Source organism: Pseudoalteromonas sp. AWM4_233 (genome assembly GCF_056158285.1).
In genome coordinates this window covers 1-5,610 of record NZ_JBSWSZ010000018.1, presented here as the reverse complement: position 1 = coordinate 5,610, position 5,610 = coordinate 1, and the positions used below count along the sequence as shown (strand labels likewise).

9 protein-coding genes are annotated in these 5,610 nt (G+C 40.9%); all 9 read left to right on the top strand.

Annotated features, from left to right (window positions below; genetic code table 11):
* The first annotated feature begins 109 nt into the window (after positions 1-109).
* The 9 genes from ACXAC4_RS18475 to ACXAC4_RS18435 all read left to right on the top strand — a co-directional run bounded on the left by ACXAC4_RS18475 (position 110) and on the right by ACXAC4_RS18435 (position 5,586).
* Entirely contained in the window at positions 110-592 is a 483-nt protein-coding gene (locus ACXAC4_RS18475; RefSeq protein WP_475164471.1) for an AAA family ATPase, read from the top strand.
* A gap of 189 nt (positions 593-781) precedes the next feature.
* The gene (locus ACXAC4_RS18470) at positions 782-1,078 is read left to right on the top strand and encodes a hypothetical protein (RefSeq protein WP_475164469.1); all 297 of its coding nucleotides are present in this window, start codon (positions 782-784) and stop codon (positions 1,076-1,078) included.
* Positions 1,078-1,698 (top strand): AAA family ATPase, encoded by a 621-nt coding sequence (locus ACXAC4_RS18465; protein WP_475164467.1) that lies wholly within the window; start codon positions 1,078-1,080, stop codon positions 1,696-1,698. Before ACXAC4_RS18470 ends, ACXAC4_RS18465 begins: the two co-directional genes overlap by 1 nt.
* Positions 1,691-1,915, top strand: coding sequence for a hypothetical protein (locus ACXAC4_RS18460; RefSeq protein WP_475164464.1), 225 nt, complete (start codon positions 1,691-1,693; stop codon positions 1,913-1,915). Before ACXAC4_RS18465 ends, ACXAC4_RS18460 begins: the two co-directional genes overlap by 8 nt.
* Positions 1,916-2,168: 253 nt before the next feature.
* On the top strand, positions 2,169-2,522 hold the full coding sequence (locus ACXAC4_RS18455) for a hypothetical protein (protein WP_475164463.1): 354 nt from the start codon (positions 2,169-2,171) through the stop codon (positions 2,520-2,522).
* 190 nt (positions 2,523-2,712) lie between these two features.
* Positions 2,713-3,963: a hypothetical protein gene (locus ACXAC4_RS18450; RefSeq protein WP_475164462.1), complete on the top strand. Its 1,251-nt coding sequence runs from the start codon at positions 2,713-2,715 to the stop codon at positions 3,961-3,963.
* A 276-nt stretch (positions 3,964-4,239) separates the two neighbouring features.
* Positions 4,240-4,497: a hypothetical protein gene (locus tag ACXAC4_RS18445; protein WP_475164460.1), complete on the top strand. Its 258-nt coding sequence runs from the start codon at positions 4,240-4,242 to the stop codon at positions 4,495-4,497.
* Positions 4,466-5,053, top strand: a complete 588-nt coding sequence (locus tag ACXAC4_RS18440) for a hypothetical protein (protein ID WP_475164457.1) — start codon at positions 4,466-4,468, stop codon at positions 5,051-5,053. The genes ACXAC4_RS18445 and ACXAC4_RS18440 overlap by 32 nt, the downstream gene beginning before the upstream one ends.
* Entirely contained in the window at positions 5,053-5,586 is a 534-nt protein-coding gene (locus ACXAC4_RS18435; RefSeq protein WP_475164456.1) for a 5-methylcytosine restriction system specificity protein McrC, read from the top strand. The genes ACXAC4_RS18440 and ACXAC4_RS18435 overlap by 1 nt, the downstream gene beginning before the upstream one ends.
* Positions 5,587-5,610 lie beyond the last annotated feature (24 nt).

The following is a 5,610-nucleotide window of genomic DNA, read 5'->3' as shown; positions in this document are numbered from 1 at the left end:
TGTTTTGCATCTACTCATTCGTCGTACAAGCATCGTGCGGTGTAAAGATCAGCACCTATCTGAAAATGCCTGAACCTGCAATAGCTGATAATAATTAAGGAAAGACGTTGTGAAGTTAAAGCGGCTATTTATACCAAACTACAAAGGCTTTGTAGATTTTGAAACGACATTTAGTGAACGCGAAGCTGTTACAACCATCATTGGTGTAAATGGAGTTGGCAAGTCCAATCTAATAGAGTTAATTGTTTCTATTTTTAGAGCGATAGATTTAGATGATACTACGTCGTTTGATTATGAGATTAGCTATGAATGCCGCGGCCATGACATTGATATATCGTATTTTATGGACAAAAAAGACGAGAGTGTTGTGTTTATTGATGGCGAAAAAAAGACGTTTTCATATTTGAGAAGAATGGCAAATGAGTACTTGCCTCTCAATATTTTTACTTATTATTCTGGAACAAATGAACGGGTTGAGCAGCTTTTTAATAAACACCAAACTCGGTTTTATAACGCGCTAACTAATGGCGATGATGGACTAATTCGGCGTTTTTCTATTGCCGTGAAGTGCACAGTTTCTTTGTCTTATTAGCCTTCCTTGTTGATAAAGATCCTGCTTGTAAAGAAATTTTGAATAATCTCGGAATACAGTCCCTTGATTCCGTCTTATTTGTCTCAAAAAGCCCTATTGGTATAAAAACAAGCCGTCTCAGATCATGCTAGAGGAAGGTGATTCCCGTTTTTGGTATTCGAGGGGAGTTGTTAGAGACTTCTAAGTACTATGTGGAAGTACGCGATAGCACCTATTGATAATAAGGAGCGGAAAACTATTGACTTCAGAGGCCGTACAGAAAATCAAGAAAGGCTATATTTATTTCTTCCAGATGATCAATCGTTGAGAGGTTTAGCCAATGAATATCCCGACACAACCTCTCTATTTAAAAATTTAGAAAGTACTTATATTGCTGATTTACTAGAAAATGTGGAAGTAGCGGTAACATTGACGAATGGCCAGCAGGTCACCTTTGATCAGTTATCCGAAGGGGAGCGTCAGCTGACTCTACAGTTCTTGGGTTAATGCGGTTCACTCGCAATGATGAGTCATTATTTCTACTTGATGAGCCCGATACCCATCTTAACCCAAGATGGAAACTTAAGTACTTCGATAGAATTGAAACCATTCTCAATCATAAAATTGAAGGCTCAAAAAAATCAGCTCTGGACTCCAGCCAAATATTACTTACAACCCATGATCCACTAATGCTGACTTCACTAAATGCAGACCAGGTTAGGGTTCTTTCATGGGATAGTACAACGGGTAAAAAAATATCAGAGATTCCTGAAATAGATCCTCATACGATGGGAGTTGAAGCTATTATTCAGTCGGATCTCTACGGTATTCGGACTAGTCTCAATGAAGAACTTCAAAATAAAATTGATACTAGAAATAAATGGTTATCTTCACTGAAAGAGGGTGAAGATATTCCTCAACAGCTTATTGACCTTAACGATGAACTGGATCAGATAGGCATATCTCAAGCTCATCCTAATCCATATTACTCGAATTTTGCCAAAGCCCTATCGCGTAACCCTCGGTTTAGAAAGCCGACATTTTCTCCTGAAGAGTATGAGCAGCTTCAGATGTTTACTGATGAACTTCTAGAGAAAATTCTCAGCCAGGAGAGTGGTGATGATTAAAATTGACTTACCTTCAGAGCTGCCTCAAGAGATTATTGAATGGCAAAGAGAAGCTGAGCAAATAACACAGCAATTGCTGAAAGCTCAGACATTAAAAGAAAAACACCGAATTATTGATAGTAATCAGCAGCATTGGCGTAAGCAGGAACTGGTAAAATGGCTATCAGATCTGAGCTTTGTAGAAGTGTTGGATTACCGAAACAAAATTTGGTGGTGACTATCAAGAAGTTGAGCATTTTCGACCAAAGAAAGGAACTAAAGAGCGAGATGGATCAAAGTGTGTTGATCATAATGGCTACTACTGGTTAGCCTTTGATCTAAAAAACTATAGATTGTGTAAACGTCGGCCAAACGTTAAAAAAGGAAATTTTTTCCCTATCTGTGATAACAGATTTAGGGCTTCGAAGCCTCAAGACGCATGGTGTGATGAGATCCCTCTTTTTTTAGACCCGTTAAAGCAAAGCGATGTTTTGTTACTAAGTTTTAATGATGATGGGGCTCCCGTCCCACAAGATGGCATCGGGGCAGTAGATATTGATCGAGTAAAATTTACTATAGAAAGATTCTATCTTGATGAACGGATTCTAAACGATAGAAGAATGCAGACATGGCGTACCACAAGAGCTTTGTACAATGATTACTCTCATGCTGTTCTCGAAGCCAATAGAAACGGCAGCATAGCTAAAAGAACAGAAGCTGAGCAAAAACTGATTCAAATACAACAGCTTTGTGCTCGCAATGCTGAGTTTTCAAGTGTGGCGAGAGAATCCTTAATGAAGCTGCCTGATCGTATGGCTTGGCAGATAGCTAGTAGAGTTGCTTAGTTAGCTGGTGGAGTAGGTTTGCATTTAGCATACCCTCGCTCTCTTAATCAAACCGATGCCCTTGCTGATAGGGCAGCTGCTTAATGCATTCGAAGAACGAATTCGGTGAGTCGGCTTCACCGAAACAAGTTAGAAAACTCGTTTACACAGCTTCTAGCGAGTAAGAAACAGATTAAAAAGGATGATTTAAATGGCTGACTACAGCTGGATAGACACATTTAGCGCACTAGCAAATAAGCTTTCGAAGTATGAAAATCGTCAGCCAGAACTCGTAGAAATTTTACGTGCGATTGGCGTTGATAAAGGGTTAGAAGATAAGTTGGTGGATGGAAGCCGTTCTACCTTAGAAGTAATTGACCCTTTCACGTTTTTTTCTACCTTTATGAAATATGGTATTCAGACACGTCTACAGTTTTTTAGTGAGCTAGCTAAACAAACTGAATGGGAAGTTCCTGTTCCTACTGGTTTTGACGGAGTGCCTTCCGCTCAGCCATTAAAAGTCTGGTTATTTCCGTATGAAGGAAAGCGCACCGACGAAATGATTCCTAGCTTATGGGCGTTATTTCATAAAGCTCGAAAACGAAATATAGATGAACAGCTATTTGACTTTGTTTTAAGTATCCCAAGTGTAGGCCTTGCAAAGTTAACACAGTGCTTGTTTTACATCGATCCTAACTATTACTTTCCGGTTGATGGACAAACCAAGCCTTGGTTGAGGGAAAATAACTACTCAATTCCGACAGATCATAATTGGAATAGTTATAAAGCTCTACTGGATATGCTGAAGGAAAAAAATACTAAGCCGATTTATGAAATTTCGTATGAAGCTTGGTTTGCTAATCAGTCTCAAAAAAGTACGAATACAGCGGTCTCTGTTCAGGCTCCAGTTACAAGCAACGGGGTAGCGACAGGTAATATATCCGAGCAAGGTTCCATTTATACAAAATCATCAGCCGCACTAAACCAGATTCTGTATGGGCCTCCAGGCACAGGTAAAACTTATGCTACGACAGAGCTTGCGGATAAAGTTCCAGACCCTGAAGTCTACAAAGCATTATGTGAAAAGTATGTCGATGAAGATCTCCACGATGCAATTAAAGCCAAATACGATGATCTGGTAAGCCGTGGCCGTATAGACTTTGCAACATTTCATCAGAGCTTTTCATACGAAGATTTCGTTGAAGGTATTCGTGCAGAAACGTCTGATGATGACGGTAGTTTGACGTATAAAGTTGCTGAAGGTGTTTTTAAGCGTATTGCTGACTTGGCTTCCAAAACTATCGGTGGAGAAAATTCTTTGGGCTTAGCCGAGTCTCCGACTATTTGGAAGATTTCCATTGGTCGTCGTGATGAAGTCGATATGCGAAACCATTATATAAATGCCGGAGAGGCGCGAATCGGATGGAATGATGCCAGGAGACCTGTCTATACCACTGGATGATCGTGATGCATAGCGAGCAGAAGTATTGGAATGGTCTGACAAGCCCAAATCACAATGTTCTGAATGATTTCAGTGAGAGCATGAAAGTTGGTGACGTTCTACTTTGCTTCAAGGACCAGTACACAGTCAGAGCTATTGGTGTTGTTACATCAGAATATCGGTTTGATGCTAATGCGTCTGAGTTAGGCAGCAGATATTATTCACATGTGCGTGATGTGAATTGGTTGGTAAAAGGTATTAGTTTAGATGTACGGCATCTAAACGGCGGGAAAAAGGATGGTCCAGAAAACGCTTTATGCACTTGGGCGTATGAACTGGAAATCGTTGATTTCTGAAGTGAAGCGTCAAGGGATTCACATACCAGGTATAGACTCAACAGATGAATCTAAACCATCTCCAAACCACGTCATTATCATTGATGAAATTAACCGAGGTAATACGGCGCGTATCTTTGGCGAACTAATTACTCTTTTGGAGCCAGACAAACGCAAAGGTGGTTCTGATGAAAGAACAGTCATTCCTTCCATACTCTAAAGAGCCGTTCACTGTCCCCTCCAATCTTTATGTGATTGGCACCATGAACACCGCAGATAAGTCTCTAGCTCAGTTAGATTTAGCTCTGCGTCGCCGCTTTGAATTTGTTGAGGTAATGCCTGATGCATCACTGCTGGAAGATGTAACTGTTCATGGTGTGTTTATACAAGACTTGCTGCAAACCATTAATGACCGAATAGAAGTACTACTGGATCGTGATCACTTAATTGGCCACAGCTACTTTTGGCCGCTGAAATCAGCTAAAGATGAGCCTTCTAAAGTTCATTTACTTTCAGATATTTTCAAAAAACGTGTCATTCCATTACTACAAGAATACTTCTTTGCTGACTGGGAGAAGATTGGTTGGGTGCTGAATGATATTGGCAAACCAAAAGAGTTCCGCTTTGTGCAGTTGGGTGAATCTGAGAAGAAGCTCGATGAGTTATTTAATGCAGACATCGCTATTGAGTTAGTTGACCGTCGTTACCAAATAAATCAGGAAGCCTTTAGTAAGCCACAGGCTTACCAAGGGATTTTTCTTGGAAGTCATGAGTAATGATCAGGGTTCGTGAATATGCACGTCTGACAACTGATGCAGAGGCCCAACCAAGTTTAGATTGTGGTGTGATTACTCAAGCAACATTTGATTGGCTTCAGGATTTCACTGCGGATTGGAAAGGCAGTACCCCTGTGACTCTTATTAATGGTCATCGCTCCCTGAAACTGGGGAGCTATGTTGGCTTTCTGCGGAGTCCTTCAGGGGAATCTATCGAGGTTCTGCCAAAGACTCGGTTGGGGGTTGAAAGCCCAGAGGAAGCCAGAAATATTCTGCAACGAATGTTATTGGCTTCATTTGGCATTAAGCCAAGAGTAGTCGGTTCTGCTAGTTTGCTACGTAAGAACGAACCTTTGCATGAGTGGATTTTTAGCCAATTTCTGGCCGAACTTCAGCTATTAGTTCAGCGGGGGCTTCGCTTTGATTATGAGAGAGTTCAGGAAGAAAGTCGGTTTATTCGTGGACGTTTGCAGAGTCAGCCAACAGCAGCGTCAGCTTCCAGGAAAGCAGCACCTCTTTCATATCGAGCATGATGTGTTCTCACCTAATCGGGTTGA